Raw genomic sequence first — 24,280 nt, 5'->3', positions numbered from 1 at the left:
ATTCCCATCACCATTACGGAGGAACTTTTGTTATGCGGGGACAGACATCATTCCAAAATTGGGTAACGTCGCACACTATTTTAGCATCATTTGCCGCCCTTGTTTTTACATTCGGGGTGAGCGCCAGCACCAGTGACGGTGCCCACGCGGCAGATTTTAATGCCAAAATGCACTTCAGGGGCAGAACCATCCGGTTGATCGTCGATTTCAAACCCGGTGGTGGCACCGACACCCAGGCGCGCTATTTTGCAGCATACTGGGGCAAATTTATTCCGGGAAACCCGCGCATCAGGGTTTCAAACCTGCCCCCCAATCCATCGGGGCGAAACTATGTATGGAAATCCAAACCAGACGGTTTCACGCTCAGCTTTGTCGCATCGGCGGGCACGGGACGGGAATATGTGGATTCCAGCGCAAAACACGTCACAGAAAAATTCACCCAGATCGGCACCCATGCAAAACGCGATGTGGTGTTACTGGCGCGGGGCACCGTCCCATACAATTCCCTGCGCGAAGCCAAGGGCAGCAAGGTGCCGCTGATTCTGGCCGAACCCGCAGCATCGCCCCGGGATCTGGACAGCAAACTTTTAGCAGCCGGTTTAATGGCCATGTGGATGGATGCACCCTTGAAAATTATCCCTGTTGCACGCAACGGGACGGCGGATTCTCTTCTGATGCTGGAACGCGGCGACATGACAGGCTACATCGCCGGCAGCCAGTGGTATGCACTACCAAAATTGCGTCCGGGCTGGTTTAAATCCGGCTACCTGAAACCGCTTGCAGACCTGGGCCATCCAGACACGCCGGCAGTACCGAACAGCGAAATTAAAATGCCCGTGGCCAATGCCTATACTTGGCTGACGCCTGAACAGAAAAGATTATGGGCGGGCATCGTGTTGCCGGGCATCGTTTATGGCAAAGCCATCATCGGCCCGCCAGATATGCCTGCAAACGTCGCCAAGGTACTGCGGGATGCCTATGAAAAGGCCGTCAATGATAAGGCTTTTGCATCAAAACTGGAAAAAATCCAGGGCCAGCCCATCATCTTTATCCATGGTTCAAAAATGCAAAAGATGATCAAAACAGCGACCGCTTCCTTCAAGGAAACCATGCCCGAAATCGATGGGTTGCGCAGAGCCGTTTATGAACGATATTTCAAAGGCGTCAAAGTTCCAACCATTCCCAAAAACATCACGGGGAAGGTTGTCAAAGTACGCCGGGGTGGACGCTTTATTACCGTCAAGGGGTATCGGGTCCGGCTTACCAATGCGCGATCAATCATCACCCTGAATGGCAAGGAAGTGAATCGCAAAGCCATCAAGGCCGGGCATAGCTGTGTCATCGTTGGCAGCATGCGCAAAGGCAAATACGAAGGCAACAAGGTTGACTGTAAATAGCCAAAATTGTTTGCCAAGGTCGTTTGCCAGGGATCGTTTAAAGGTATCGGGCAAGATTTAGGAAATTTATGGACGCTGTCTTTGCCGGTTTTGCGCTTCTTGGCTCTCAGGCCTACTGGCTCGCATTTCTGACCGCTGTTGCCATGGCGGCGGTCGCGGGTCTTGTGCCCGGCTTGTCTGCGAGCTTGTTGATGGCACTGGCCGTGCCGTTCATCGTTTTCAACATCCAGGACCCGGTCATCGGCATTGCCATGTTGGCAACCATCACGGCCGTGGAAGAAATGCTCGACGTACTGCCCATCGTCGCCATGGGCCATCCCGGCGGCGGACAGGTTACCTTTCTTGAAGCGCGCCCCTTGTCATCGCGGGGCCAAGCTGCGCGTGTTTTAGGCTTTGTTTATATGGTTTCGGCCATTGGTGGGCTTATTGGTGCGGTCGCGTTGCTTTTGGTGATGCCGATCATCAAGCCGTTTATCTTGCAGTTTTCTTTTGCTGAAATCGGCGCCGTTGGCGTGTTTGGGGTTGCCATGGTCGGGGCGCTGTCGCGCGGTGCCATGGTAAAGGGCATTCTGGCAGCGGCCCTTGGCATGCTTTTATCGACCGTTGGCCTATCGGTTTTCACCGGAGAAGAACGGTTCACCTTCGACTCTTTACAGCTGAGCCAGGGCTTGCCAATCATCGCCACCGCCATTGGCCTGTTTGCATTGCCAGAAATGTTTGACCTGATGCTGACCCGCAAGCCCATTGCCACGCGCGCGGGCAACTTGAAAACGTCCGAAGTCTTCAAAGGGGCGAGACTGGCCCTAAAATACTGGCGGCTGGTGATCCGCCATTCATTGATTGGTGTTTTCTTAGGTGCCATCCCCGGGGTCGGTTCCAGGGTTGTGTCGTGGCTGTCTTATGGCATTGGTATATCCATGTCCAAAAACCGCGCCCATTTCGGCAAGGGGTCCTACAAAGGGCTGGTTTTCTCAGAATCTGTGCAAAGCGCCAAGGAAGGGGGACAAGCCATCCCTACCCTGGCGCTCGGCCTGCCCGGTGGGCAAAGCTGGGTCTTTGTGCTGGTCGCCATGCTCGCCTATGGCGTGTCGCCGGGGCCACAAATGTTAACCCAGCATGGCGACATCGTCACCTTGATCGTTGTCAGTCTGGTGTTGGGAAATGTTGCGCTCGCCATCATTGGCATGTTGTGGTCAGGCCATCTGGCCAAGCTGACACGGGTGCCCTATCCGTTGCTTGGTGCCGCCATTCTTCCCATGGCATTGTTGGCAGCATTCCAGGAAACGCGGCATTGGACAGCGCTGCCCATTGTCTTTGGTTTCGCCATATTAGGGCTGGTGATGAAACAATGTCGCTGGCCGCGCCCGCCGCTGATCCTGGGCTTCATCCTTGGGGGCATTATTGAAGAAAACCTGCTGTCGGCAATTTCGCTTTACGGCATCGGCGGCGTTCTTTCTCGCCCCCTCACCATTTTCTTGTTGTTGATGGCGGTGGCCATGGGGGTCTTTTTCACCCGGTTAAAAACCACCACAGATGAGCCCGCCCCCAGCGCAAACGATGCGGCACGCGTGCCATGGCGCTGGAGCTGGCTGAATATGATCCCGGTCTTTTTCATGGTGGTGGCCGCGTGGTTCATGTGGACGGCCACAAGCTATGAAGCCAAGGCATCAAGCTTTCCCTTTGGGCTTGGCGTTTTGATTATGGTTTTGGCGGGAATTCAGTTTGTGCTGCAGGGTTGGCAACGCGGTGAAAGCGAGATTCTTGACCTTGGCATGTTAAGCACCGGCGCCGATAATCGTGGACGTTATATTGCCCTTCTTCTGGGCCTGATCGCCGTGTTCTTTTTCATCTCAGTGCTGGTTGGGCTTCAATATGGGGCCATCGGACTTGCCACATTGGCCCCAGCGGCACTGATGACCGGTCGCAGGCCCTGGGCCTGGGGGGCGTTAACCGGTGGTATTATCGCCGCCGTCGTGATCGGCTTTTTCGATAACGTCATGTATGTCATCTGGCCAGAACCCATATTGGGGACATGGCTGCTGGCCCTGCTGAGCTAGGTTACGGCTTTCCGAAAAAGTTGACCGGATTATCCCACAACAATTTTTGCATGGCTTCTTTTCCGATGGTGTCTTCCCAGGCCAAGACCTGATCGACGGATTCTGGAAAACGTGATTCTGCGTGGGGGTAATCAGACCCGAACATCAAGATATGATCGCCCATCAAATCGTTGCAAATTTTTGCCATGTCAGCACCTTCGTGCTGCTCAATGGCCGCAAAAAACCGTCCGCCTGTCAGATAGTCGCTGATTTTCTTGGTCAAATCTTCTGACACGTGTCCCACATACGTAACCTGATCATCCATGCGACGGGCCCAAAATGGCAGCCAGCCAAAACCGGATTCCAAAACGGCGTAACGCAGTTCAGGGAAGCGTTCCATCAAACCACCCCCGAAGAAGGACGCAATCGCCCGCATGGCAGCCCATGGGTGGCTTGCACAACGGCCCAGGAAAGGGTTTTCCCAAAGATCTCGATAGCCCGGGTAGCCCATTGCCAAACTGTGATGAATGACACTAAGCCCATGTTCCTGAGCAGCGGCCCAGATGGGGTGCAAATCTGGATGATCCAGAGGATAATCAAGGGGCAATTTAGGTTGCACGGCCACGGCCCAATCCGTCTTGCCCCAGCGTTTGATCTCGTTGACCGATCCTTCAATCGACATTGGATTGATGATGATGCAGCTTTTCAAGCGCGATGAATCAGTTTCACAGAAATCATTCAAGAACCGATGCTGGGCATAAATAAATTCCATGTCCATTTCCGGGTCCGGATAGCCGATGTTGCTGGCATGCACAATAAAATGGGCATCAACCCCTTCGGTATCCATGTCGGCAAGGCGCACTTCGGGGGAAAAATCCCCCCCCCCTTCGGTAGGAAACGTGCTTCCCATAAAGGTCTGAAAATGACGCTTGGCCCCGTCCCGCGGTGCGGCTTCGCCCAAAATGCGGGGCGTTGAACTGCTCCAGCCTGCGCTGCGATTAAAACGATACCAGTGTCGGTAGGGGGCCTCTCTTTTTTCACCTGCATCACCGGTATGAATTTCTACGCGATGATCTTCCAAATCTGGAATGGTGCTTAACAGCTTTTCCGACAAATAAGGCCGAAGTGATTCTGCCGATGGCCTGATATGGGTATCCGCATCAAACACCTTATAACCATTACGCATATTTTGTTTCCCCCGGTTCTTTGCAGCCTCTTGCATTGGGCCCATCTATACCCATCTTATATTAATCGAAAAAAATGCTCAGGGAAAACGGAATGCATCCATGTTCTTGACAAGAACATGGCTTAAATCAGGGATCATGCTGGCACCCCCCCCATTCTGCGAATTGGTCGCAATTAAGAATTGCAATCAGGTCACGGCGCGCCTAGCATTTCCGTCAGGGAAGAATTTTCATAGAAGGAACGGTTTTTGCCGCGTGTTGGCATGGCCGGGCGGCACATTGGTAACGCGCAAAATCGATCAACACCAAAATTCAGGCCCGGGCTATAAATCGGATCAGGTCAACGAAGGGCAAATTCTTGCCATCTTCGCGCAAAGCTCTATCGGCATGTCCATCCGTTACGATGGCACTCGAAAATTCATCTGCAATCCTGCCGCTGAACAAATGCTTGGTTATTCTTGTGAAGAACTAAATAAAATTTCAGTCAGATCCGTCATCCATCCCGATGATCAGGAACCCAATGCGACCCTGCACAATCTCTTGAGAAAAGGGGAGATCGATAATTATAAAGATATTCGACGACTTAGATGCAAGGACGGGCATTACATCTGGGTCATCAATGAAGCATTTGCCTTTTACAATGATGCAGGGGCGCTAAACTTCATACTCTACACCAATCAGGACATCACTGCCCTGAAACAGGCCGAAGAAGAAGCCGAACAAAAAACCATCCTGATGGAAACCACCATCGAAACCATGGCGCAGGGCTATTTGGTATGCGATGCCGACATGAAAATTGTCCGCTACAACGTGCAATTCGAAGAACTGTTTTCCTATCCCCCTGGGTTCTTGTCCCCCGGCATGCCCTTCAAGGAGACCGTCGATTTTCGTGCCAAACGCGGTGATTACAACGAACGCTATGCTGACCAGACTGGTGATCTGAACGGGATCATCATGCGGCGTCTTGATGAATCTTCCATCAAAACCGAACGCTCCGCTGAACACACATTGCCAACGGGACGGCGTTATATCCACCACCGCAAATCCATGCCTGACGGCGGCTGCGTCACCACCTATACCGATATCACCAAATTCAAAAAAACCGAACGCGAAGCGGCGGAAAAACTGCCATGCTGGAAGCCATCTTCGACAATATGGCCCAGGGTGTTGCGGTTTATGATGCCAACAACAAACTGACTGCCTTCAACAATCAATTCCCCAAAATTTTCGGCATACCAGAAAAATTAATGTGTGTCGGCATGGACCGTGAGGAAATTCTCACCTACCGCACCACACACGGGCTGAGCAATCGGGAGAACCCGCAAACCCAGCTTACGGACCGCAACCACCGCATCCAGGAATATTCACTTGCCGATGGCACAACCTATATATACGAGCGCATCCCCACCAACGACGGCGGGAACATCCTGACGGCAACCGACATCACCGAACTGAAAGCCACCGAAGAACGCTTGAATCAAGCCCAGAAAATGGAAGTCGTCGGTCAATTGACCGGTGGCATTGCCCATGACTTCAACAACATTTTAGCGATCATTGTTGGCAATCTGGAACTCTGTCAGGAAATCATGCTGGCAGACCCCAAAAGCACGGTTATTCCAGACAGAATGGAAGCCATCGCCCAGGCCAGCAAGCGCGGGGCCGAATTAACCCAGCGGTTGCTGGCTTTTTCACGGCGCCAAAGCCTTCAGCCCCAAACCATCAATATTGGCCAATCCATTGCCGATATGGCGGATCTCATCCGACGTACCCTTGGCGAAACCATCGACGTGCGCATTTCTGCAGTGCCCGACCTTTCAGACTGCACCATTGATCCCGGCCAGTTTGAAAATGCCCTTCTCAACCTTGCTATCAATGCCCGCGATGCCATGGGTGATGGCGGCACCCTGACCATCACAACATCGAACACCTATCTTCACGCCACCGATGGGGATGACATGGAAGAATCACCGCCCGGTGATTATGTCATGGTCCGCATTGCCGATACCGGTAGTGGCATCCCCCCCGACATTATCGAACACGTCATAGAGCCATTCTTTACAACCAAGGAGGTGGGAAAGGGTTCCGGCCTTGGCCTCTCCATGGTTTATGGTTTCATCCGACAATCCTACGGTCGCATGACCTTGGAAAGCCCCCCGGGTAAAGGCACCATCATCACTATTTACCTCCCCTCCATGAACGAACAACCAATAGAAGCTGAAGCAGCCAAATCAATGCCAGCGATCCCCACATCGCGTGGCGAAAGCATCTTGGTGGTCGAAGATGATCCCCATGTCCAACAAATGACCATCAACATGCTTGAAAGCCTTGGCTACAAAACGACCACCGCCAATGATGGCCTGGAGGCCATAAAATGTCTGGAAACAGGCCCGGCCCCAGACCTTTTGTTTACCGATGTTGTATTACCCAAAGGCATCAACGGCATCGAAGTCGCAAAGCACGCGCGGCGTCTCTTGCCTGAAATTAAGGTGCTCTACACTTCTGGCTACCCCGAAGGCATGAACCCCGTTGAAGATACCGTTCAACCCGGGATCACGTTGCTGCCAAAACCTTATCTAAGGCAAGACCTGGCAAAAACCCTGCGGACGCTTCTGGACTGATCGCCATCACCCAGGAATAGAGTGTGGCAAGGTTGGGACTAGCGTCAACGTCAGGACAGGGGTAAAAATGCTTCATGGCTTTTGACATGATCCAACAATCTTCTGCCAATTTTGATGCCCGCGCGACCGGTGCCAAAATCGACATGCTGGTCCTGCATTACACCGGCATGGAAAGTGCTGAAGCCGCATCCCATCGTCTGTGCGACCCGGCAGCCAAAGTCAGCGCACATTATATGATCGATGAACAAGGCCAAATTTTTGCCCTGGTCGATGAAGACAATCGCGCATGGCATGCCGGACTTGCCCAGTGGGAAGAAAAAACGGATATCAATTCCTGTTCTATTGCTATTGAGCTGGTTAACCCCGGCCATGAATTTGGATACCGGGATTTCCCAGAACCCCAAATGAATGCCCTGATCTCTCTTGCCCATGTCATTCTGGCGCGCCACCCAATTGCTGCGCACCGCGTTCTTGGACATTCCGACATTGCACCGCTTCGCAAGACCGACCCCGGCGAACGCTTTGACTGGCAAGCCCTGGCAGCCGAAGGCATTGGCATTTTCCCGCCAAAATCACTTATCCAGAATATGGTTTCCCCCAATAATTCACCCTTGGATCATGATGTTTTACGCCATGAGATGGAAAATTTTGGCTATTTCATCGAAAATGGGCAGGAAAATGCCGTGATTTCCGCCTTTCACAGACATTTTCGCCCTGAATTGCTGAATAAATCGCCCGACAGCACTGATTTGGCCATCCTTAACTGGCTAAATGCCGTCAAAACCTGATTTTACCGCCACAGTTGACCTTTTAGCCCTTCCGGCCCACATTAAGGGCGTGCCAGATGGCTGGATGACTGCGCTTTGGACCGCGAAAGCGCCAAAGGGAGGAAAGTCCGGGCTCCACGGGAATACGGTGCCGGGTAACCCCCGGCGGGGGCGACCCCAGGGAAAGTGCCACAGAAAGTATACCGCCCAGCTTTGTCTTCGGGCATGCTGGGTAAGGGTGAAAGGGTGCGGTAAGAGCGCACCGCGCTGCCGGTAACGGTAGTGGCAGGGTAAACCCCACCGGGAGCAAGACCGAATAGGGACCCATGCATTAGCAGGCGCGTTCTCGCGTCGGGTCCGGGTAGGTCGCGTGAGGCGTTCGGTAACGAGCGTCCCAGATGAATGGTCATCACCTATAGGGTCCGCCCTGTGGGTACAGAACCCGGCTTACAGGCCATCTGGCACTTTAATTTCCTGAAAAAACCATCAACCGAACACATTGCCGCCCCAAAAGGCAGCAAAATTCGCATTCTCAACAGCGACAGGTTTATCCAATCTCTGGCCAGAAATCGGGGCTAATTTCTGGGCGAACCGCTGGGCGGATTGCAAACCAAATTTGGGTGCCTTAACGGCACGTTAACCCTTTATTTACCACGAAATTCTATTGAATTCCCATTGACGACCATACAATCCCATGGTATCCCAGATTATCCCATAAAGGGCTGGTCCGAGGGGGACCGTTCGGGACGCACGTTACAGCGTGCAAAGGGGGCACAAATTCCTCCATGGGCATCGTGACTAGACAGGTAGTATTCAGATGGCATTGTTCCTGTCCACGTTTATCAACAAGGTGGACCAAAAAGGGCGGATTTCCGTCCCCGCACCATACAGGGCGGCCCTTAAGGGGCAATCCTTCAAGGGTGTTGTTGCCTTCCGTTCCTACCGCGCGGCCGTCATTGAAGCCTGCGCAATGGACCGCATGGAACAATTATCCCAAAGCGTTGACCTGCTGGAACAGTTCTCCGAAGAACAAGACGACCTTGCCTCTACCATTTTTGCCGATTCCCATCAGATCCCGATTGATGGGGATGGGCGCATCGTTTTGCCCCCCCAACTCATTGAACACGCAGGCATCAAAAACCAGGCCGCTTTCGTTGGCCGGGGCGCGACGTTTCAAATTTGGGAACCAAAAGCATTTGAAGACCATCAGAACGAAGCCCGGGTCCGGGCTCGGGAGAGACGCGCAACCCTGGCGCTTGCCCCCCGAGACACATCGCGCGACACATCTCGCGATAAGGATCGATGAGGTAATCCCGTCATGACCATGATGCGCGCGCAAACACCCCCAACCCATACGCCCGTCATGATCAATGAAGTGCTGAGCGCCCTTGCCCCTGTCGCTGGTGAAACCTATCTCGATGGCACCTTCGGAGGCGGGGGTTACAGCCGCGCCATTCTTGATGCTGCCGACTGTACGGTCTGGGCCATTGATCGCGATGAAACGGCCGTGGCCCGTGGGGCCGAAATGTCGCGCGACTATGATGGCCGGTTAACGGTTCTGGGTGGCTGTTTCGGTGACATGGAAAATTTGATCAAAGCCCAAGGCGTCGATGGTGTTGATGGCATTGTGCTTGATCTTGGGGTTTCCTCCTTTCAGATCGACAACCCCGAACGCGGGTTTTCATTCCAGGGCGATGGCCCGCTGGACATGCGCATGGGAAGCGATGGCACCAGTGCCGCTGATGCCGTCAACACATTGGCCGAAGAAGAACTGGCCAATGTCATCTATCAATATGGTGAAGAACGTCTGTCCCGTGCCATCGCGCGCGCCATTGTTGCTGCGCGCGCCATTGCCCCCATTGAAACGACCCAGGTCCTTGCGGACATTGTGCGGCGCACAATTTCAAAACGCACCGGCTCAAAACGCACCGGCGGGCGCGGCCGAGCCACCCTTGATCCCGCCACCCGAACCTTTCAAGCGCTTCGCATCTATGTGAACGACGAATTAGGAGAACTGGCCCGGGGCCTGAAATCGGCCGAGGCGTTACTCCGGCCCGGCGGGCGCTTGGTCGTCGTTTCATTCCATTCTCTTGAGGACCGCAGTGTTAAAACATTTTTATCTACCCGCTGCGGTTCCAAGGCGCGGCCTTCACGCCACCAGCCGTCCCTCCCCTCCCGGGGGACCGAGCGTGAGGCCGCGCCCACATTTCATCTCGTCAAACGTGGCGTAACCAAACCTTTGGACGGCGAAACCCGAAGCAATCCGCGATCCCGTTCCGCACGATTGCGCGCCGCCATCAGAACCGATACTCCCCTGGAGGCCCCCAAAGACGCCCCCCAAGACACCAAGAGAAAGGCGGGGGCATGAAGGGACGGACCACACTGTTCTGGATTATTCTTGCTGCCTTTGTTGGCTTCGGTCTCTTTCACGTCAAATACAAAGTTCAAACCCTTGAAGATCGGCTGAACCGGCTTAATGCCGCCATCATCAACGAACAAGAACAAACCCACGTGCTTCACGCCGAATGGGCTTATCTCAATCGGCCTCAGCGCCTTGAGAAACTGAGCCGACGGTTTCTCAAGCTCACCACCCCGTCCACGGCACAGATTGGCACCATTGGGTCCCTGCCCTTCCGTCCAGCAGAACTGGCCCAAATTCCCGAAGCTTCTGTGCAAGCCCGGAAGGTGGGGCCATGATCCCGCCCGTCGCAACAAGAACCCAAATGGATAGCGCCAACCGGGTCGCCATAGAAACCGGGCGCACCCGGTTGCTGGTAGGCGCGGTTCTTTTCGCCGTTGCCTTTACCGCCATTGGGTTCCGCTTGGCCGATGTTGCCATCGTCAAACCCACCGGTGAGCCCCGTCTGGCCCAGTCCAAGCGCAGCCCGAATTTCACCGCAGGACAAGCCGATATCACTGATCGCAACGGCATCGTTCTGGCAACGTCCCTTAACACCGCATCCCTGTATGCCAACCCGCGCTTGGTGATCGACCCCCGGGCTGCCACCAACAAACTGGTTCGCGCCCTACCCGATCTGCGCAAATCCATTGTAAAGACCAAACTTGCTTCTGATCGTGGCTTTGTCTGGCTTAAACGCCACCTGACACCCCGCCAGCAATATGCCGTTAACCGAGAAGGCATCCCCGGGCTCTATTTCCAACGCGAAGAACGCCGGGTTTATCCCCACGGCCGATTGGGCGCTCACTTTCTGGGCTTCACCGGCACCGATGGGATTGGGCTCGCTGGTATTGAAAAAAGATTTAACGATACCCTGCACGCCAGAACCAAGCCCCTGCAATTGTCTATTGACATTCGCATCCAGCACATTCTGCATCAGGAACTAAGCGCTGCCGTAATGCGGTTCCGTGCAGTCGGTGGGACCGGCGTGGTGATGGATGCCCAAACAGGCGAGGTCATCGCCATGGTATCGCTGCCTGACTTTGATCCCAACACCCCCAACCGCATTCCCAACAAGGCCCTTTTCAACCGGGCAACGATGGGGGTCTATGAAATGGGCTCCACATTCAAGATTTTCACAACCGCCATGGCACTGGACAGCGGCGTCGTCGGCATGCGCGGCGGCTATGATGCATCCAACCCGATCCGTGTTGCTCGATTCACCATCAGCGATTTCCATTCCAAAAAGCGCTGGCTCAGTGTCCCTGAAATTTTCATGTATTCATCCAATGTCGGCTCGGTAAAAATGGCCTTGGACGTGGGCACCAAAACCCAGAAACATTATCTAGCTCGTCTTGGTCTGCTGCGCCCGGCAAGCATTGAAGTTCCAGAAGTTGGCGCGCCTCTGGTGCCCACGCCGTGGCGCGAAATCAACACCATGACAATTTCGTTTGGCCATGGCATTGCCGTGTCCCCGGTACAGTTGACCCAGGCGGTTGCATCGGTCGTCAATGGCGGCATTTTACGCCCCGCCAGTCTTCTTAAATCATCGAAGCATGAACCAGTTGAAGGCGAACGGGTACTCAAAGCCCGCACGTCGCGGAACATGCGGAAACTTCTACGCCTTGTGGTGACCAACGGCACCGGGAAAAAAGCCCGCGCGCCGGGTTATCTGGTTGGCGGAAAAACCGGCACTGCGGAAAAGATTGGCACCCGGGGGTATCGCGCCAAAGCATTGATATCTTCTTTTGTTGGCGTCTTCCCCATGACAAAGCCGCGTTATGTCGTGCTGGCGCTGGTCGATGAACCCCATGGCAATGCCCGCACCCATGGCTACGCCACGGGCGGCTGGGTCACAGCACCGGTGGTCAGCCGGTTTATTTCCCGCGCCGCCCCCCTGTTGGGCATCGCACCAACAGACGAAAATTCCAAACAGGTCCGAAAGGCCCTGAACATTCACATTCCGACAATCGCTGGTAGGCGACGGGGTAAAGACCTTGCTTCTTTCTGAACTTATTGACGACGAAGGTGACCCATTGGCACAAAGTAAAGCAGTACAAAAAGTCGAGATTACCGGTTTGACGGCAGACAGCCGCAAGGTCCAGCCCGGCAATCTGTTTGCGGCCCTTCCCAGTGCGGGCAACCATGAAAATGGGCGCAGCTACATTTCTGATGCCCTTTCCCGGGGTGCCGCTGCCATCTTGGCACCCACAGGCACGGCCCTTGAAATTTCCGATCTGCCAAACCTTGGCAATATTCCGATCGTTGAAGATGCAGAACCAAGAAGGCGCCTGTCCATCATGGCCGCCCGGTTTTTCTCTGAACAGCCCGATACCATTTGCGCCGTAACCGGCACCAACGGCAAAACATCCGTCGCCAGTTTTGTTCGCCAAATCTGGGCGCACATGAATTTACCCGGAGCCTCCATGGGGACTCTCGGGATTAGCGCACCAGAGATAGAAGAACCGGGCACCCTCACCACGCCCGATCCTGTAACCCTGCATGACACCTTGATGCGCCTGACAATACGCGGGGTCAGTCATTTAGCGCTGGAAGCATCCTCCCACGGGCTTGATCAATTCCGCCTTGATGGTGTTCGTCTGCAAGCCGCCGCCTTCACTAACATCACCCGGGATCATCTGGATTATCACGGCACCGATCAGGACTATTTCATGGCCAAGGCCCGGCTGTTTTCGGACCTCTTGCCAGAAGGGGGCATTGCCGTTCTCAATGCCGATATTCCTGAATTTGAACGCCTTTGTGACATTGCCACCAATCGTGGCATCCGCATCATCAGCTATGGCATTGCCGGCACCGATATCAAAATTATGCGCCACCGGCCCCAGGGCCTTGGCCAATTGGTCAGTCTGGATATCAATGGCACCACCCAAGACATCAATGTGCCGCTGGTGGGCGGCTTTCAAATTCAAAACGTGGCTTGTGCTTTAGGTCTGGTCATGGCCTGTGGCGGCGAAACAAGTGCTGCCCTTGGGGCCATTCCCCATCTTGTGGGCGCGCCCGGGCGCATGGAACTGATTGGGTCCCGCAAAAATGGCGGCGCTGCCTTCGTTGATTATGCCCACACCCCCGATGCACTGGCCAATGCCCTGTCCGCCCTTCGGCCCCATGCGACGGGCCGGCTTTCAATTGTCTTTGGCTGTGGCGGCGATCGGGATCGTGGCAAACGCCCTGAAATGGGGCTGATCGCAGCCCAATCTGCGGACCGGGTTATTGTCACCGATGACAACCCGCGCAACGAAAATGCCGATACCATCCGCCGCGATATTCTTGCAGGCGTGCCGGATCAAACCGACATTCGTGTCATTGCCAATCGTCATGATGCCATTCAAACCGCCATTTCCGAACTGGGGGCGGGTGACATTCTCGTGGTTGCCGGGAAAGGCCATGAACGCGGCCAAATCATTGGCGATCAGGTTTTACCTTTCTTTGACGCCGATGAAATCACCCAAGCCATTTCCCGGGAGGATGCCCCTAAATGACGGCGACCATCCCATCTCCCACCACACCATTGTGGACCGCTACAGAGGCAGAGGCTGCCACCGGGGGACATTCAACCCAACCCTGGCTTGCACAAGGGGTAAGCATTGACACCCGCACTGTGGAACCCGGCGATCTGTTCATTGCCATCCGTGGTGAAAATCGCGATGCCCATATTTTTCTCGATGATGCCTTTGCTGCAGGGGCGGCGGCGGCAATGGTTGAACACATCCCATCAGATCACGGCGGCGGACATCCCCTATTGATCGTCGATGACACCTATGCCGGTCTGATGAAGCTGGCCCGGACTGCGCGCAAACGCGCCGATGCTAAAATCATTGCCATCACGGGCAGCGTTGGCAAAACCAGCACCAAGGAAGCCTTAGGCGCGGCATTGGCACCATCGGGGACGGTCACAACCAGCCAGGGCAATCTTAACAACCGCTGGGGGGTGCCTTTATCTTTGGCCCGGATGCATGGCGACAGCGATTTCGGTGTGTTCGAAATCGGCATGAACCATGCGGGCGAAATCACACCACTTTCACGGCTGCTCTATCCCGAAATTGCTATCATCACCACCGTCGAAGCGGTGCATCTGGAATTTTTCAAATCCGTTGAAGAAATCGCCTTTGCCAAATCCGAAATTTTCGATGGCATGCGCGGTGCGGGCACGGCCATCCTCAACCGCGACAACCCCTATTTTGACCTGCTTGCTAATGAGGCCCGAACCCGCGGCATTGACCGCATTGTGTCCTTTGGGGAAAACCCAAGCTCAGACGTTCGCCTGCTTTCTTTCCGGGGCAATGGCGCATCCATTGTCTCTGCCGATGTCATGGGCACCGTGATTGATTTCTCTCTGGCACTGCCAGGGCGCCATTCCGCACAAAACGCCATGGCTGTGCTAGCCGCAATCCAGGTTGGGGGTGGTGATCTTGATGGCGCACTACACATGCTGGGCACCATGCCAACCCCGGCTGGACGCGGGCGACGGCTTTCCGTCATTTTGAATGACGGCAGCACGGCAACGGTGATTGATGATTCATACAATGCATCCCCAGCCTCCATGCGCGCCGCCTTCAAGGTATTGGCAGAATGCATCCCCGGCGACGGTGGCCGACGCATTGCCGTTCTGGGCGATATGCTGGAATTGGGCCATGGCTCTGCCAGAACCCACGAAGGACTGGCCGAAGATCTTCTTGCATCCGGGGTCGATCTGGTCCTGACCACGGGCGACAACATGATGCACCTTGATGATGCCCTGCCCCGTTCCAAACGCGGCGGCCACACAACCCACGCTGATGAACTGGTTCCCCTGCTGGAACGCACTTTGCAATCGGGTGACGTGGTGCTGGTCAAGGCATCAAACAGCCAACATCTGGGCACGGTCGTTGAAGCGCTTTCAATACCGCCATCCACCCCAACCGCAGCGAATGGAGGCTGACCCGATATGCTCTACAACCTTCTCTCCCCGCTGGCCGTTGATTTTCCTGTGCTCAACCTATTCCGCTATCTCACCTTTCGCTCTGGTGCTGCGGTCATGACCGCGCTGATTGTCTGCTTCCTGACCGGGCCTTGCGTTATCCGCTGGCTGAAATCGCGCCAGGCCGAAGGCCAACCCATTCGTGAAGATGGTCCCGAAAGCCATCTGTTGACCAAAAAGGGGACGCCCACCATGGGCGGCTTCATTATCCTTCTTGGGGTTTCCGTCGGCACCTTATTGTGGGCTGACCTGACCAACCAATATGTCTGGGTGGTGATGCTGGTCACCCTTGGCTTCGGCGCCATTGGCTTTGCCGATGATTATCTGAAACTCACCCGCATGAATCACCGGGGCCTGAAAGGCAAACTTCGCATTTCAATGGAAATCACCATCGCGCTGATTGCAGCCCTTTGGGTGATGGAAATTACCCGCGACCCCCTTGCCACGACATTAGCGGTGCCATTCTTTAAAAACTTGCTGCTTAATCTCGGCTGGTTTTTCCCGGTATTCGCAATTCTGGTCATGGTCGGGGCATCCAATGCGGTGAATTTGACCGATGGGCTGGATGGGCTCGCCATTGTTCCGGTTATGATTGCGGCTGGTTGTTTTGCCCTGATTTCATATCTGGTGGGCAACGCCGTCTTTTCAAATTACCTGCAACTTCATTTTGTCCCCGGAACCGGAGAGCTAGCCGTGTTCTGTGGCGCTCTCGTTGGGGCCAGTCTTGGGTTTCTGTGGTTCAACGCCCCGCCCGCCATGGTCTTCATGGGCGATACCGGTTCCCTATCCGTGGGCGGTGCCCTTGGCACCATCAGCGTTATCACCAAACACGAATTGGTGCTGGCCATCATCGGTGGGTTGTTTGTTCTGGAAACAATTTCGGTGATTGTTCAGGTGGCATCCTTCAAGTTGACCGGAAAGCGCGTCTTTCGGATGGCACCGCTGCATCATCATTTTGAACAAAAAGGCTGGGCTGAGGCCACCATTGTCATTCGCTTCTGGATTATCGCCATGATCCTGGCCTTGATCGGGCTTAGCACCCTGAAGCTGAGGTGATGAGATGATCCGGCTTCCACAAACAACTGGCAATACGTATGCGGTCATGGGCCTTGGCCTATCGGGGTTGATCGCGGCCGAAGCATTGCAGCGTTCCGGTGCCAATGTCACCGCATGGGATGATGATGGCCCGAGACGCGAAGCTGCCGCCCTTAAAGGCATTCCCCTTGGCGATCTGGGTCAAGCCGATTTTTCTGATACATGTGCGCTGGTCCTTAGCCCCGGCATTCCCCACAGTTTTCCAAGCCCCCATCCTGTGGCCGAACGGGCGCGGGGCGCAGGGGTTCCCATTATTTGCGATGTTGAATTGCTGGCCGAAGCACAACGTAATGCCAATTTTATTGGCATCACCGGCACCAATGGCAAATCCACCGTGACTGCCCTTCTTGGCCATATTTTTGCAAACGCCGGGCGCAAAGCCGCAATCGGGGGGAACCTTGGACCGGCGGCTTTAGGGCTTTCCGAATTGGGCGCCGATGGCACCTATATATTGGAATTATCCAGCTATCAGATTGAACGGATCACGGCGGCGGCCTTTGACATCGCGGTGTTGATCAACATCAGCCCCGATCACCTTGACCGCCATGGCGGGATAGATGGCTACGTTGCGGCAAAGGAAAACCTGTTCGCCCTGACCCGAAATAATGCCATCGCCATCGTTGGTACCGACGATGACCATTGTCGTGCGCTCTGTGCCCGCCTGGAAGAAAAAGGCGGCATGAACATTGTCCCCATTTCGGGCAGTTCGATAATTGACGGTGGCATTGGCATCGAAAATGGCTGTGTGATCGACAACCGGGATGGGAAAAAGCATCTCATTGCCGACATCCGCGATGTAGAAAATTTACCCGGGGCACACAATCACCAAAACGCGGCGGCTGCCACGGCCACGGCGCTGGCAGCAGGCATTGATGCAGCCAGCATTGCCACGGCCCTTAAAACCTATCCCGGTCTTGCCCATCGCCAGGAATTAATCCGGCGCGCTGGCACCATCCGCTTCGTCAATGATTCAAAAGCAACCAATCCCATTGCAGCGCTACGCGCCCTTGAATGTTACGACCATGTTTACTGGATTGCCGGTGGCAGGGCCAAAGATGGCGGGTTTGAAGATTTAGCCCCGGCATTTTCAAGGATCAAACACGCCTTTTTAATCGGTGAAGCCGCTGACGACATTGCCAACACCCTTGGCGATGACGTCCCCCACAGCCATTGCGATGATCTGGACGGGGCCATTGCTGCGGCTTACGCGGCAGCCGCTTCATCGACAGAAGAATCTGTCGTTCTGCTATCGCCCGCCTGTGCGTCCTTTGATCAATTTGCAAATTTCGAAGCCCGCGGCATGGCCTTCCGCCATGGGGTTGAAGCCCTGGAGACAGGATCATGATCAGCTTTGCCCGCACTGATACCTCTGTCATGGCCAACTGGTGGTGGTCCGTGGACCGTTGGACGCTGGCCGCCATTGGCGGGCTGATTGCGTTTGGCATCTTGTTAACGCTGGCAGCATCCCCCGCCGTTGCTGAGCGCATCGGGTATGACTCTTATTACTTCGTCAACCGCCAGATGATCTATCTGATCCCCGCAACCATTGCCATCTTTGGATTATCAATGATGGAACCCCGGGGCATCCGCCGCGTTGGTGTCGCCCTGTTCCTGATTTCCATTGTCCTGATGGTGGCGACCCTGTTGATGGGAATAGAGATCAAGGGTGCTAGGCGCTGGATCAGAATTGCCAGCCTGTCTTTGCAACCCTCAGAGCTGATCAAGCCAGCCTTCGCCATTACTATTGCCTGGATGATGGCAACGGCCAAGATGAACGAAAAGTTCCCGGGCCAATGGATCGCATTCGCCCTTTATGGGCTGACCGTTCTGCTGCTTGTCCTGCAACCCGATATGGGCATGACCGCTGTGGTCACTGCCATGTTCTTTGCCCAGTTCTTTATCGCAGGCATGCCACTTTACTGGCTTGTCGGCGCGATCGTGCTGGCCGGAGGCGGGGCAGCGCTGGCTTATGCTTATTTGCCCCATTTCTCCAGCCGCATTGACCGTTTTCTGGACCCGGCCGCTGGCGATAATTTTCAGGCGCTGACCGGATTAGAAGCCTTCATGAACGGCGGCCTGTTTGGACGCGGCCCCGGTGAGGGCACGGTCAAGGAAATCCTGCCCGATGCCCATTCTGATTTCATCTTTGCCGTGGCGGGCGAAGAACTTGGTCTGTTGGCCTGTCTTATAATCGTTCTGTTGTTTGCCTTTGTGGTCTTGCGTGGGATTGCCAGAAGCCTCAATACCCATAACCTGTTCATCTTGCTGGCGGTCACCGGATTGCTGACCCAGTTTGGCCTCCAGGCGGTCATTCACATGGCATCGACCCTGAACCTCATCCCCACCAAGGGCATGACGCTTCCCTTTATCTCTTATGGCGGGTCATCGCTCATCGGCATTGCCATCACCATGGGCATGGTGCTGGCATTGACCCGAAAGCGGATTGGATTGGGGGAGACATGACGACAACCGCATCCGAAATTACACGGCGTCACCCCATCGTCCTTGTTACCGGCGGCACCGGCGGGCATGTTTTTCCGGCACAGGCGCTGGCAGAAGAATTGCAAAGGCTGGGGCAAACGCTCGCCTTGTTTACGGACCAGCGCGGCAAAACCTGGTCTGGTTCCCTGAATGATGTCACCACCCATGCCATCCCTGCCCAACGGGTCAGCGGCGTTGCCTTGGGTGCAAAAATCATGGGGTTTGCCACACTTGCGTACGGTGCCTTGCGATCGCGACGCCTGTTGCAAAGGCTGTCCCCTTCAGTGGTGGTCGGGTTTGGCGGATATCCATCTGTTGCAACCATGATGGCAGCCACCAATCTGGGCCTGCCAACGGTGATCCACGAACAAAATGCGTTGCTGGGCCGCGCCAACAGGCTTTTGGCCCCACGGGTATCGGCAATCGCCACGTCCTTCGAAGAGGTGGCCCGACTGAACCCCAGGGATGCACCAAAAGTAATCTTTACCGGCAACCCCGTTCGTGAACAGATCCGGGATTTGCGCATCCGTCCCTTCCGGGAGGCAGGGAAAAGCAACCCCATCAATTTATTGGTGACTGGTGGCAGCCAAGGTGCCAGCGTTTTCAGCACCGTGATTCCCCAAACCATGGCGGCACTTCCCAATGATTTGCGCGACCGCATCCACCTGACCCAGCAATGTCGCCCGGAAGATATGGAAATGGTCCGCGCTGCCTATGACAAAATTGGACTGAAGGTGGAATTGGCCCCGTTCTTTGACGATCTTGCCGAACGGCTGGGCAATGCGCATCTTGTGATATGCCGTTCCGGGGCATCCACCATTGCAGAACTAACCACGGCGGGCCGCCCGGCAATTCTGGTTCCCTACCCCCATGCGGCAGACGATCACCAAACCGCCAATGCCCAGGCCATGGTCGATCAGGGTGGGGCTGAAATGATCCATGAGCCCGACTTCACCCCGACAACCCTTGCCGCGCGGTTGAAATTAATTTTCAGCCAGCCCCGGGCCATAGAAACCATGGCGACAGCCGCACGGGCTGCGGGCCAAAAAGATGCCGCCAGAAACATGGCAGCGCTGGTCATGGGCATGGTGCCCACCAGCAATTGTGGTGAGCCTGGAAGGAAAGCCGCATGAAGGCACTCCCCCTTACCATTGGCACCATTCATTTTGTCGGCATCGGCGGCATCGGCATGAGTGGCATCGCCGAAATTCTTCACAATCTGGGCTACAAGGTTCAGGGTTCCGATGTTTCAGACAATCCCAACGTCGTCCGCCTTCGGGATATGGGAATTGTTGTTCATATTGGTCACGATGCCGATAACCTTGGGGAAACACAGGTTGTTGTTATTTCATCGGCCATTCCCCGCGACAACCCGGAACTGGAAGCCGCGCGCACGCGTTTGATCCCCATCGTGCGCCGCGCCGAAATGCTGGCCGAATTGATGCGCCTTAAATGGTCCATCGCCGTTGGGGGGACCCATGGCAAGACAACAACCACGTCCTTGATATCGGCCATTCTTGATGGAGCAGAACTTGATCCCACCGTGATCAATGGCGGCATTCTCAATGCCTATGGTTCCAATGCCCGGTTAGGTGAGGGGGAATGGATGGTGGTGGAAGCCGACGAATCGGATGGCACCTTTACCAAACTGCCCGCCACCATTGCAGTCGTCACCAACATTGATCCCGAACATCTGGATTTTTACGGTGATTTTGACACCCTGCGCACCGCCTTCGTTTCCTTTGTCCAAAACATCCCCTTCTATGGCTTTGCCGCATTGTGCATTGACCACGGCGAAGTTCAGGCCATGATCCCACGGGTCGCTGATCGCAGACTGATCACCTATGGCATGAGCCCCCAAGCCGATGTCCGGGCCGTTAATGTTCGGGGCGAAGCGGGCATGACCCATTTCGATGTCATCTTGACCCCTAGGGCATCATCGAATCCCCGCACCCTCGAAGCCATCACCCTGCCGATGCTGGGCGGGCACAATGTCCAGAATGCGCTGGCCGCCATCACCGTTGCCCAGGAAATGGGCGTTGATGATGGTGTTATTCGCAAATCGTTAAATGCCTTTGCCGGGGTTAAACGACGCTTCACCAAAACCGGCGAGGCCAATGGGGTCACCGTCATTGATGATTATGGCCACCATCCCGTAGAAATTGCTGCTGTTCTGGCAGGCGCGCGCGGTGCCTGTAAGGGCCGCATTTTTGCCGTGGTCCAGCCCCACCGGTACTCGCGACTGCAAGCGCTGTTCGAAGATTTCTGCACCTGCTTCAATGATGCCGACACCGTCATCGTTTCTGATGTTTATGCCGCAGGGGAAACCCCCATCATCGGCATTGACCGGGACGAACTGGTAGACGGCATCCGCGCCCACGGCCACCGCGACGTCATCGCCCTTGAAGCCCCTGAAAATTTAGCGGGCCTTATAAAAACCATGGCACGACCAGATGATCTGGTGGTCTGCCTGGGGGCAGGATCGATCACCAACTGGGCCCAAGCGCTGCCCGGTGAATTAGCTGGTAACGACAGCGAACAAAATGAGGGCCGATCATGATGGCGGCAAAACAAGAAACGGATCGTCTTCTTGATCGCCTTCCTCCGGTCAGGGGGCGCACCCGTGAAGGGGCAGACCTCAGCCAGGTCACCTGGTTTCGCGTCGGCGGGCCAGCAGAAGTGATGTTCCGTCCCAAAGACACCGAAGACCTTGCCACGTTCCTGCGCGACAAGCCCAAAGACATTGGGGTTACCATCATTGGCGTTGGGTCCAACATTCTGGTGCGCGATGGCGGCATTCCCGGTGTGGTCATCCGGCTGGGCAGGGAATTTGCAGCCATATCCCAAACCGATCATGACATCATCGCTGGCGCCGGTGCCCTTGATACCAATATCGCCAAATTTGCAGGCGCCAACGCCATTGCCGGGCTTGAATTCATGGCAGGCATTCCCGGTACCATCGGCGGTGCCTTGCGCATGAATGCCGGTGCGTATGGCCACGAAATAAAAGACGTGCTGATTTCTGCCGATGCCATTGATGGCGATGGCACCATCCATACCCTGAGCGCTGCGGATATGGGCTTTACCTATCGCCATGTCACCGTGGACGAAGACTGGATTTTCACCTCTGCCCGGTTCAAGGGCACCCCCGGCGACAGCAAAGCCATCGCCGAACAAATCACCGAAATTCAAAAGGCCCGCACAGAGACCCAGCCCGTGCGCACGCCCACCGGCGGGTCCACCTTCAAGAACCCCGAAGGCCACAAGGCCTGGGAATTGATTGATCAGGCGGGGTGTCGTGGGCTTGCATTGGGCCATGCCCGGGTATCTGAACTGCACTGCAATTTCTTGGTCAATGAAGGCGGTGCCAGTGCCGCCGAAATTGAGGCTTTGGGCGAAGAAGTTCGCCGCCGCGTCAAGGCCAAGACCGGGATCACCCTGGAATGGGAAATTCGCATCTTGGGAATCCCTGCCAAAAATGGCCCCAAAGCCATCCCGATTGAGAGGGCACAGCCATGACCCTTTCTGTCGCTGTTCTTATGGGCGGGCCTTCTGTTGAACGTGAGGTTTCTCTGGTGTCGGGTGCTGCATGTGCGAAAGCCCTTCGCGACCTTGGCCATGACGTCCGTGAAATTGATGTCAGCCGTGATTTAAGCGCGCTGTTGACGACGCTGGACCCAAAACCAGACGTGATCTTCAATGCCTTGCACGGACGCTTTGGCGAAGACGGTTGCATTCAGGGGGTCCTTGAATTTTTAGGCATCCCCTACACCCATTCCGGGGTTCTGGCATCGGCACTGGCCATGGACAAACCCAGTGCACGACGCCTGTTTACCGAAGCAGGCCTGACCTGCGCCGAAGGCCGCACCGCAGAACGATCAGACGTTCTGGCAGGCACCGTCATGGCACCGCCTTATGTTGTCAAACCCTTGGGCGAGGGCTCCAGCGTCGGGGTTCATATTGTGATTGATGAAACGGCCCCCCCGGCACTGGCAGGGGAATGGTCTTATGGCGATGCGGTGTTGGTTGAGCGGTTTATTCCCGGTCGCGAAATTCAGGTCGCCGTCATGGGCGATGAAGCGCTGGGTGCCATTGAAATTCGCCCCAAGGGCCAGTTCTATGATTATCAGGCCAAATACACCGAAGGCGGGGCGGAACATGTGATGCCAGCCCCCCTGTCAAAGGCTGCCTACGACGAAGCGCTGGAAATTGCCCAAACGGCCCATGACGCACTTGGGTGCAAAGGGGTCAGCCGGACCGACCTTCGCTATGACGATACAGGGGATAAACCGGGCCAGTTTTACATTCTTGAGGTTAATACCCAGCCCGGAATGACCCCGCTTTCTTTGGTCCCCGAAATCGCTGCCCATGAGGGCATTTCTTTTAATGATCTTGTCGCCTGGATGGTAGAGGACGCAACATGCCCGCGTTAAAACGCACAACGCCGACCAAAACACCTAAAAAACGCCCCAAACATGCCGGGCGTTCCCGGATGTGGTTATCGGCCGCTGGACGCAGGAAGCTGGTTTGGAGCCTCTTCCTTATGGTCTTTGCTGTTCTGGGTCTGGGTGGGGGATGGTTTTTCACCCTTGGGGACGGTGCCAATGTCATCAGCGCCAGCCTTGAAAAGAGCCGCCGCACGGGCCTCGATTTCAGTGCCCAAATGGGATTGCGGGTTACCCATGTTCTGGTCATTGGCAGGAATCGTGTTCCCCGCGCAAAAATCACCCGTGTCCTTGGGGCGAAACAAGGATCGGCCATCCTGGGCTTTGATCCCCATGGGGCCAAATTACGGCTTGAAAAACTTTCCTGGATTCGCGCTGCAACCGTAGAGCGCCGTCTGCCTGACACCCTTTATGTGCGTCTTGCTGAACGGGTGCCACTGGCACTTTGGCAACGCGGCGGCCGATTGGCCCTGATTGATCGCGAAGGGGTTGTGATTGATCGCAACCGACTGGGTGCTTGGCGTCATTTGCCAATGGTGGTTGGAAAAGATGCCCCGAAACACGCAGAGGCCATGATTGAAATCATGCGCGCCCACCCAAAATTAATGGACGCAACCCACGCCATGATCCGGGTATCAAAACGGCGCTGGGACCTGAAGTTCAACAATGGCGTCATTGCCCGGTTGCCTGAAAAAAATGCCGCACGGGCTGTTTTGAAGCTAGCCCGCCTTGTCACTGCTGAGCGCATTCTGGACCGCGACATTGTCATGATTGATTTGCGCCTTGCCGATCGGTTGGTGGTCCGAACATCGCCCAAGGCGAAGTCCCTTAAAAAGAAACGACATGCCCATCGTGGGCCAAGCAAGGACACTTGAGAAAGA

The 24,280-nt window shown here is 55.3% G+C and carries 20 protein-coding genes and 1 other RNA gene; 20 read left to right on the top strand and 1 reads right to left on the bottom strand.

From position 1 onward, the window contains the following. The first annotated feature begins 32 nt into the window (after positions 1–32). Entirely contained in the window at positions 33–1,397 is a 1,365-nt protein-coding gene (locus HOJ08_06355; protein MBT5673055.1) for a hypothetical protein, read from the top strand. 68 nt (positions 1,398–1,465) lie between these two features. Continuing rightward, positions 1,466–3,454 carry a tripartite tricarboxylate transporter permease gene (locus tag HOJ08_06350; GenBank protein MBT5673054.1) on the top strand — a complete coding sequence of 663 codons (1,989 nt, stop codon included), beginning with the start codon at positions 1,466–1,468 and terminating at the stop codon, positions 3,452–3,454. Between the two features lies 1 nt (position 3,455). Here HOJ08_06350 and HOJ08_06345 read toward each other — a convergent pair whose 3' ends face one another. Next, positions 3,456–4,619, bottom strand: coding sequence for an amidohydrolase family protein (locus HOJ08_06345; GenBank protein ID MBT5673053.1), 1,164 nt, complete (start codon positions 4,617–4,619; stop codon positions 3,456–3,458). Positions 4,620–4,872: 253 nt separating this feature from the next. Here HOJ08_06345 and HOJ08_06340 point away from each other — a divergent pair, with 253 nt between their 5' ends. The 18 genes from HOJ08_06340 (at position 4,873) to HOJ08_06255 (ending at position 24,274) form a co-directional block, all read left to right on the top strand. Further along, on the top strand, positions 4,873–5,814 hold the full coding sequence (locus tag HOJ08_06340; protein MBT5673052.1) for a PAS domain S-box protein: 942 nt from the start codon (positions 4,873–4,875) through the stop codon (positions 5,812–5,814). Next, on the top strand, positions 5,748–7,235 hold the full coding sequence (locus HOJ08_06335; GenBank protein MBT5673051.1) for a response regulator: 1,488 nt from the start codon (positions 5,748–5,750) through the stop codon (positions 7,233–7,235). The genes HOJ08_06340 and HOJ08_06335 overlap by 67 nt, the downstream gene beginning before the upstream one ends. A gap of 86 nt (positions 7,236–7,321) precedes the next feature. Beyond that, positions 7,322–8,023: an N-acetylmuramoyl-L-alanine amidase gene (locus HOJ08_06330; GenBank protein ID MBT5673050.1), complete on the top strand. Its 702-nt coding sequence runs from the start codon at positions 7,322–7,324 to the stop codon at positions 8,021–8,023. A 52-nt stretch (positions 8,024–8,075) separates the two neighbouring features. After that, positions 8,076–8,468: RNase P RNA component class A (gene rnpB, locus HOJ08_06325), an RNA gene on the top strand. A 351-nt stretch (positions 8,469–8,819) separates the two neighbouring features. Beyond that, positions 8,820–9,308 carry a division/cell wall cluster transcriptional repressor MraZ gene (gene mraZ, locus HOJ08_06320; GenBank protein MBT5673049.1) on the top strand — a complete coding sequence of 163 codons (489 nt, stop codon included), beginning with the start codon at positions 8,820–8,822 and terminating at the stop codon, positions 9,306–9,308. A gap of 21 nt (positions 9,309–9,329) precedes the next feature. Next, positions 9,330–10,370 carry a 16S rRNA (cytosine(1402)-N(4))-methyltransferase RsmH gene (gene rsmH / locus HOJ08_06315; protein MBT5673048.1) on the top strand — a complete coding sequence of 347 codons (1,041 nt, stop codon included), beginning with the start codon at positions 9,330–9,332 and terminating at the stop codon, positions 10,368–10,370. Further along, positions 10,367–10,699 (top strand): hypothetical protein, encoded by a 333-nt coding sequence (locus HOJ08_06310; GenBank protein ID MBT5673047.1) that lies wholly within the window; start codon positions 10,367–10,369, stop codon positions 10,697–10,699. Before rsmH ends, HOJ08_06310 begins: the two co-directional genes overlap by 4 nt. After that, complete coding sequence (locus HOJ08_06305; GenBank protein ID MBT5673046.1) at positions 10,696–12,411, top strand: penicillin-binding protein 2; 1,716 nt, start codon at positions 10,696–10,698, stop codon at positions 12,409–12,411. The genes HOJ08_06310 and HOJ08_06305 overlap by 4 nt, the downstream gene beginning before the upstream one ends. A 4-nt stretch (positions 12,412–12,415) precedes the next feature. After that, the gene (locus HOJ08_06300) at positions 12,416–13,900 is read left to right on the top strand and encodes a UDP-N-acetylmuramoyl-L-alanyl-D-glutamate--2,6-diaminopimelate ligase (protein ID MBT5673045.1); all 1,485 of its coding nucleotides are present in this window, start codon (positions 12,416–12,418) and stop codon (positions 13,898–13,900) included. Next, on the top strand, positions 13,897–15,339 hold the full coding sequence (murF, locus tag HOJ08_06295; protein ID MBT5673044.1) for a UDP-N-acetylmuramoyl-tripeptide--D-alanyl-D-alanine ligase: 1,443 nt from the start codon (positions 13,897–13,899) through the stop codon (positions 15,337–15,339). Before HOJ08_06300 ends, murF begins: the two co-directional genes overlap by 4 nt. Before the next feature lie 6 nt (positions 15,340–15,345). Continuing rightward, positions 15,346–16,434, top strand: coding sequence for a phospho-N-acetylmuramoyl-pentapeptide-transferase (locus tag HOJ08_06290; GenBank protein ID MBT5673043.1), 1,089 nt, complete (start codon positions 15,346–15,348; stop codon positions 16,432–16,434). A gap of 4 nt (positions 16,435–16,438) precedes the next feature. Next, positions 16,439–17,818, top strand: coding sequence for a UDP-N-acetylmuramoyl-L-alanine--D-glutamate ligase (locus HOJ08_06285; protein MBT5673042.1), 1,380 nt, complete (start codon positions 16,439–16,441; stop codon positions 17,816–17,818). Then, the gene (locus HOJ08_06280; GenBank protein MBT5673041.1) at positions 17,812–18,936 is read left to right on the top strand and encodes a cell division protein FtsW; all 1,125 of its coding nucleotides are present in this window, start codon (positions 17,812–17,814) and stop codon (positions 18,934–18,936) included. Before HOJ08_06285 ends, HOJ08_06280 begins: the two co-directional genes overlap by 7 nt. After that, entirely contained in the window at positions 18,933–20,087 is a 1,155-nt protein-coding gene (murG, locus tag HOJ08_06275) for an undecaprenyldiphospho-muramoylpentapeptide beta-N-acetylglucosaminyltransferase (GenBank protein ID MBT5673040.1), read from the top strand. Before HOJ08_06280 ends, murG begins: the two co-directional genes overlap by 4 nt. After that, positions 20,084–21,514: a UDP-N-acetylmuramate--L-alanine ligase gene (locus HOJ08_06270; protein MBT5673039.1), complete on the top strand. Its 1,431-nt coding sequence runs from the start codon at positions 20,084–20,086 to the stop codon at positions 21,512–21,514. The genes murG and HOJ08_06270 overlap by 4 nt, the downstream gene beginning before the upstream one ends. Then, a complete protein-coding gene (gene murB / locus HOJ08_06265) occupies positions 21,514–22,473 on the top strand; it encodes a UDP-N-acetylmuramate dehydrogenase (GenBank protein MBT5673038.1) in 960 nt (319 codons plus the stop codon). The genes HOJ08_06270 and murB overlap by 1 nt, the downstream gene beginning before the upstream one ends. Next, complete coding sequence (locus HOJ08_06260; protein ID MBT5673037.1) at positions 22,470–23,387, top strand: D-alanine--D-alanine ligase; 918 nt, start codon at positions 22,470–22,472, stop codon at positions 23,385–23,387. The genes murB and HOJ08_06260 overlap by 4 nt, the downstream gene beginning before the upstream one ends. Next, complete coding sequence (locus tag HOJ08_06255) at positions 23,375–24,274, top strand: FtsQ-type POTRA domain-containing protein (protein ID MBT5673036.1); 900 nt, start codon at positions 23,375–23,377, stop codon at positions 24,272–24,274. Before HOJ08_06260 ends, HOJ08_06255 begins: the two co-directional genes overlap by 13 nt. The last annotated feature ends 6 nt before the right edge of the window (positions 24,275–24,280 follow it).

It is taken from the genome of Rhodospirillales bacterium, assembly GCA_018666775.1.
Lineage (GTDB): Bacteria > Pseudomonadota > Alphaproteobacteria > SMXQ01 > SMXQ01 > JABIXC01.
This window is presented reverse-complemented; position numbering and strand designations above follow the sequence as displayed.

What these genes read in the sequence shown, in the direction of transcription:
- HOJ08_06355 (MBT5673055.1), top strand. Translation starts at nt 33, where the DNA reads ATGCGGGGACAGACATCATTCCAAAATTGGGTAACGTCGCACACTATT.
- HOJ08_06350 (MBT5673054.1), top strand. Translation starts at nt 1,466, where the DNA reads ATGGACGCTGTCTTTGCCGGTTTTGCGCTTCTTGGCTCTCAGGCCTAC.
- HOJ08_06345 (MBT5673053.1), bottom strand. Translation starts at nt 4,619, where the DNA reads ATGCGTAATGGTTATAAGGTGTTTGATGCGGATACCCATATCAGGCCA.
- HOJ08_06335 (MBT5673051.1), top strand. Translation starts at nt 5,748, where the DNA reads ATGCTGGAAGCCATCTTCGACAATATGGCCCAGGGTGTTGCGGTTTAT.
- HOJ08_06330 (MBT5673050.1), top strand. Translation starts at nt 7,322, where the DNA reads ATGATCCAACAATCTTCTGCCAATTTTGATGCCCGCGCGACCGGTGCC.
- mraZ (MBT5673049.1), top strand. Translation starts at nt 8,820, where the DNA reads ATGGCATTGTTCCTGTCCACGTTTATCAACAAGGTGGACCAAAAAGGG.
- rsmH (MBT5673048.1), top strand. Translation starts at nt 9,330, where the DNA reads ATGCGCGCGCAAACACCCCCAACCCATACGCCCGTCATGATCAATGAA.
- HOJ08_06310 (MBT5673047.1), top strand. Translation starts at nt 10,367, where the DNA reads ATGAAGGGACGGACCACACTGTTCTGGATTATTCTTGCTGCCTTTGTT.
- HOJ08_06305 (MBT5673046.1), top strand. Translation starts at nt 10,696, where the DNA reads ATGATCCCGCCCGTCGCAACAAGAACCCAAATGGATAGCGCCAACCGG.
- murF (MBT5673044.1), top strand. Translation starts at nt 13,897, where the DNA reads ATGACGGCGACCATCCCATCTCCCACCACACCATTGTGGACCGCTACA.
- HOJ08_06290 (MBT5673043.1), top strand. Translation starts at nt 15,346, where the DNA reads ATGCTCTACAACCTTCTCTCCCCGCTGGCCGTTGATTTTCCTGTGCTC.
- HOJ08_06285 (MBT5673042.1), top strand. Translation starts at nt 16,439, where the DNA reads ATGATCCGGCTTCCACAAACAACTGGCAATACGTATGCGGTCATGGGC.
- murG (MBT5673040.1), top strand. Translation starts at nt 18,933, where the DNA reads ATGACGACAACCGCATCCGAAATTACACGGCGTCACCCCATCGTCCTT.
- HOJ08_06270 (MBT5673039.1), top strand. Translation starts at nt 20,084, where the DNA reads ATGAAGGCACTCCCCCTTACCATTGGCACCATTCATTTTGTCGGCATC.
- murB (MBT5673038.1), top strand. Translation starts at nt 21,514, where the DNA reads ATGGCGGCAAAACAAGAAACGGATCGTCTTCTTGATCGCCTTCCTCCG.
- HOJ08_06260 (MBT5673037.1), top strand. Translation starts at nt 22,470, where the DNA reads ATGACCCTTTCTGTCGCTGTTCTTATGGGCGGGCCTTCTGTTGAACGT.
- HOJ08_06255 (MBT5673036.1), top strand. Translation starts at nt 23,375, where the DNA reads ATGCCCGCGTTAAAACGCACAACGCCGACCAAAACACCTAAAAAACGC.